General features: G+C 58.1%; 9 protein-coding genes and 1 pseudogene. 8 read left to right on the top strand and 2 right to left on the bottom strand.

Annotated elements, in window-relative coordinates:
- Nucleotides 1–157 precede the first annotated feature (157 nt).
- Together G1C94_RS07495 and G1C94_RS07490 are read right to left on the bottom strand one after the other, a co-directional pair.
- Nucleotides 158–862, bottom strand: a complete 705-nt coding sequence (locus G1C94_RS07495; RefSeq protein ID WP_172147164.1) for a hypothetical protein — start codon at nt 860–862, stop codon at nt 158–160.
- A gap of 230 nt (nt 863–1,092) precedes the next feature.
- Nucleotides 1,093–1,449, bottom strand: coding sequence for an XRE family transcriptional regulator (locus tag G1C94_RS07490; protein WP_172147162.1), 357 nt, complete (start codon nt 1,447–1,449; stop codon nt 1,093–1,095).
- 52 nt (nt 1,450–1,501) lie between these two features.
- On the opposite strand from G1C94_RS07490, the gene G1C94_RS07485 reads away from it, so the two are divergent.
- From G1C94_RS07485 to G1C94_RS07450, 8 genes and pseudogenes are all read left to right on the top strand, one after another.
- Nucleotides 1,502–1,756, top strand: a complete 255-nt coding sequence (locus tag G1C94_RS07485; RefSeq protein WP_172147160.1) for a helix-turn-helix domain-containing protein — start codon at nt 1,502–1,504, stop codon at nt 1,754–1,756.
- Nucleotides 1,753–2,019 (top strand): hypothetical protein, encoded by a 267-nt coding sequence (locus tag G1C94_RS07480; protein ID WP_172147158.1) that lies wholly within the window; start codon nt 1,753–1,755, stop codon nt 2,017–2,019. The genes G1C94_RS07485 and G1C94_RS07480 overlap by 4 nt, the downstream gene beginning before the upstream one ends.
- Entirely contained in the window at nt 2,016–2,237 is a 222-nt protein-coding gene (locus G1C94_RS07475) for a hypothetical protein (RefSeq protein ID WP_172147155.1), read from the top strand. Before G1C94_RS07480 ends, G1C94_RS07475 begins: the two co-directional genes overlap by 4 nt.
- A gap of 377 nt (nt 2,238–2,614) precedes the next feature.
- On the top strand, nt 2,615–3,013 hold the full coding sequence (locus G1C94_RS07470; RefSeq protein WP_172147152.1) for a hypothetical protein: 399 nt from the start codon (nt 2,615–2,617) through the stop codon (nt 3,011–3,013).
- Nucleotides 3,010–3,195, top strand: a complete 186-nt coding sequence (locus tag G1C94_RS07465) for a hypothetical protein (protein WP_172147149.1) — start codon at nt 3,010–3,012, stop codon at nt 3,193–3,195. The genes G1C94_RS07470 and G1C94_RS07465 overlap by 4 nt, the downstream gene beginning before the upstream one ends.
- Entirely contained in the window at nt 3,192–3,443 is a 252-nt protein-coding gene (locus G1C94_RS07460) for a hypothetical protein (protein ID WP_172147146.1), read from the top strand. The genes G1C94_RS07465 and G1C94_RS07460 overlap by 4 nt, the downstream gene beginning before the upstream one ends.
- Entirely contained in the window at nt 3,424–3,639 is a 216-nt protein-coding gene (locus G1C94_RS07455; protein WP_301538555.1) for a DivIVA domain-containing protein, read from the top strand. Before G1C94_RS07460 ends, G1C94_RS07455 begins: the two co-directional genes overlap by 20 nt.
- Before the next feature lie 13 nt (nt 3,640–3,652).
- A pseudogene (locus G1C94_RS07450) lies at nt 3,653–3,983 on the top strand (hypothetical protein); the annotation flags it as partial.

The following is a 3,983-nucleotide window of genomic DNA, read 5'->3' as shown; positions in this document are numbered from 1 at the left end:
TGTAGATGGTCTGAAAATGGTGGGTTTGGCGCAGTTTGTTTCGTTGGTATCGTGCGGTTTTTGTGTTCGCGTGTGGCGGGCGAATGGTGCTGGTGGCTTTATCAAAAAGCCCCGCCGAAGCGGGGCGTGGCCATAAACCGGACGTGTGGTGCTGGTCTCACTCAAGCGGATATTCCCACCCGCCGACACCAAGTGTGAATGCAAGAACCCCGTCGGTGGACGGCACGTCGAATACGATCTTGCCGGAGGCCTTGGAGCCGGGCTGCATGGTGCTGGGGAACCGCTGTTCCTCCGGGGTGCACATCTGCGCAGACATGGACTTGACGTTGCCGCTCCATTGCGTGCCGTCCTTGGTGAAATACGTCCACGGGCCGGAATTGCCGAGATAGATGCTGTGATCCTTGCCGTCCCCGTTGTCGGCTGAGGTTTCCGCTTCGATGTCGAATGCGACGAAATGCCCGTTCTCCGGCTTCCCGTCGTTGTATGCGTAATCGGACACTGGGCATTGGAAGTCGAGCGTGATGTTCGTGACCTTCCATTGCGTCAGGAGCGTACTGCACGAGGTGTCGGCGCATGTCGACGCAGTGTCGCCTATGTGTTTTATCAGGTTGCCGCGCTTGCTTTTCTGTGATTCGCTGGTGTCCTCGTCGTTGTTGGTGTTGTCCGTCTGCGGTTTGATATAGCTTTTCGCCGCCTCGTTGCGTGCCTTGCCGTCCCGCACCACCATGGTCACCGTTACGGTGCATGCGATGGTTATGGCGACGACGGCGATGACGGCGACGAGAATCTGCCACGGTTTCAGACTGATGGTCTTGCGTGTCTTGCGCGGCTGTTGCGGTGATTGCGTCGTGTTTTCGTTCATGCTCTTCTCCTTTGATGTGCCCCATATGTCGAAACCGTAAGGGGCGTATCCCAGCATACGACTAGTGGTTGTTGGCGGCTCGCCGTAGGGGGATGGTATGAGTTGACCGCGCTATCATGTTAATCGAACAAATGTTCGTTTCGGATGTTAAAAGCGAGGCCCGCGTCAATCCAGCAAAGACAGTCGCGGGCCTCAAAAAACACACCCAAAAGGAGGTGCTATGGGCTAGTCTAACCCTTTCCTTGATTTCTGGCATCCAGCGCGGATTTTGCGAGCGGGTCGATAGGCGCTAGGGCGTGCATCATTAAGTCTTGTGGCGTCATGTTGACGAACTTGCAGACGTTGACTATGTCCGTGATCGTCAGAGGTGCTTTGTATCCGGCGCGTGTGAACCAATACGTTCGGCCCATCCCGCATTCTTTTGCGAACTCCTCGACGGGTAGTCCGCTCTGCTCTTGCAACTTTTTCACGTAGTCCATCACGGCTTTTGAGGCCGGTGTCATTTCTGTATTAGCTCTGCTGCCCATAACCAGCATTGTACGCAATTGCGAAGGAAATGTAAAGAAGACGCAATTGCGTATATTCATAAGTTCGCAATTGCGTACTGTGAAGTCGTCAGCCAACCACGAAGGAACAAAGATGAGTGATCTTACTGATAACGAAATCGCCGCTCGGAACTTAGACGCTGAACGTGTCCGCCGTCGCAAGACGGTAGGCGATATTGCAAATGCACTCAGCGTCAGCGAATCGATGGTTTACGGCATTTTGAAAGGCGATATTGAAATCTCCATCACGATGGTTTCAAAGATTGCACCGATATTCGATATGAGCGTCTACCAGTTGATGATGCTTCTTCTTCAGCCGATTGATTCCATCAAGCAGGTGAAGGCATGAGCGAGGAAATCAAAGAAGGAGCCGTCGAGTTGGGTTCCGTGATTGTGCGCAGGCAGCCGGAGAACAAGAGGCGGGCGTTGTGCATGGTGCGTGCGAAGGAGATGGTTTCCATCCAGACCACGAAGCAGGGAACGCTGATGCTCGATGCCAGTCGTGTCTACACCGAACTGACGGCTGACGACGCCACCCAGCTCGCGAATCTGCTGTTGGAAGCCGCCGACGAGATACGGCAGGCCGCCACCGAGGAAGGGGCGGAACGATGAACACGAGTGAACCCGTCGAACTGGACGAAGCCCAGTCGGCCTATAAGTGGCTGTTCCTCATGCTGGCGGTCGCGGTGAACACGGCGCTGGCGGTGTGGGCGGGCATCTGGGTTCTGGTCGCGGCCTTCGCTTGGAAGCTGAGCCTGCTGCACTTGGCGGTCTTCCTGTTCTCTCTGTTCTGGGCGGTCGTGTGGGGCGACCTGCTCAAACGGGCTTAAAGACTTGCGGCATCGGTCTAATGCTTCTCCCGGTGCCGCTGGCGACCCGGGCATGTCGTTAAAAGGCCTCGCGGTGAGCGGACACCTTAAACCGTGGTAGTGCCCGCGCACTTAAAAACGCGGCAGTGCCCCGCGCACTTAAAAAGCGGGCGACAAAGGTCAGTCGTTAAAACCAAATAACCATAACTGAAAACTGGAGATGATGGACGCCGGCTTGGTGACAATCCAATTCCAATATGCGAGCCATGTCGGCGTCTCACAGGGTGTGCAGGTTTGCCGCCGCGTCACGGTTTCTCGTCATGGGCCGTGTGGACGGTTCCGGTTCGATTCCGGGTCACCCGCGACACAGGATGTCAGCAGATGGAAAGGATGGCAGCATGTCCGACTTGTCTTTGGGCGGTGTGGCCCACGCGAGGAGCACCGACCCGCAAACGTCGCATGACGCGGCCAGCAAGGTCGATGTGAACGGCAAACAGTCGCTCACGCTGCGCGCCATGTTCGAGTTGCGCGGGGTTGTCCCGCTGCCGGTCGAGGCGTGGCGCGTCAGCGGCATGGCCGCGAGGATTCAGCGTCGTGACAATCCTAATGCTCGCCCGTTGGGTGGTTCGACCATCAGGACGCGGCTTAACGAGATGGCGAGGCTTGACCCGCCGCTGGTCGAGGTTGTTGATCGTGACGGTTTGACCGAATCGGGCGGCAGGTGCGCACGCTACCGGCTCACCGCCAGCGGTCTTGCCGCAGCTCGCAAACTCAAAGAAAAGGAGGCCGCCGAATGAACGAACGTATCGCCATGACCGCCGACGAGGCGCGCAAAAGCATTGGCGTCAGCGAAAAAATCTGGCGGGAGGAGTTCGCGCGGTTCGGGCATCCGTTCGGCAACGCGACATTGTATCTTCCCGACGAACTTGAACAGGTCATCAGGGATTCACCGCAAGGCAAGAGGGAGCGCGACCGGTGATCGACGTGAAACAGCACGGAAGTCTGACCGAGTCAGAGACGGAGGCGTTGCAGCCGTTCATCCGGTGCAAGCGCATCGGTGACGGTTCGCATGTGACGGACGCGGAGATAGGCCGGATGGTCGCCGCCGAATCACACCGGCCTGACTATCCGCTGTGGTGGGAGACGTTGCCGCCCGCCATATTCCAAAGGCTCAAGGCGCGTTTCCGGCTCGTGAAGGGATCAAGAATTGCGACTGCTTACACCTAATGACGTGCGCACCTGCGAGATCAGCGTGCACCGGCTGCGCGAGGGTTACGACCCGGACGAGGTGGACGAGATTCTCGACAGCGTGGCCGACACGTTGGAGGTTCTGGCGAAACGGGCCAGCGCCTTTGAAAAACGGGCTTCCAGGCTCGAAAGGATTTGCCGTGAACACGGCATCGGCATTGATGAAACCAAGTGAAAGGGAACAGGGGATGTCCAGTGATTTCGATTTCAGCGCGATGCGCCCGGACGAGCTGCGCAGCGCGATCGTCGTGTTGCAGACCGTCAACCAGCGTGCCGCAAGCGCGTTGAAGGCCGCGAAGGCGGAATGGGCGCGCGCCCATGACGGCGGCGACGTGGAGGATGTGACGCTTGACGGCGAGGACGCGGGCAGCATCACCCTCACGAAGGGCACCGAGGGCGGGTACAAGGTTGTTGACCCGGTGGCCTACGCGAACGTGCTGTGCGACATCGAGGCGTATCTGAGCGGTGGCAGGAAGGCGTGGGAGAAGGTCAACTATCCCCGCCCGGAGGCCATGAAGG

The organism is Bifidobacterium panos (assembly GCF_012932445.1).
GTDB lineage: Bacteria > Actinomycetota > Actinomycetes > Actinomycetales > Bifidobacteriaceae > Bifidobacterium > Bifidobacterium panos.
The sequence above is the reverse complement of the archived record's forward strand: the minus strand, read 5'-3'. Positions and strand labels throughout refer to the sequence as shown.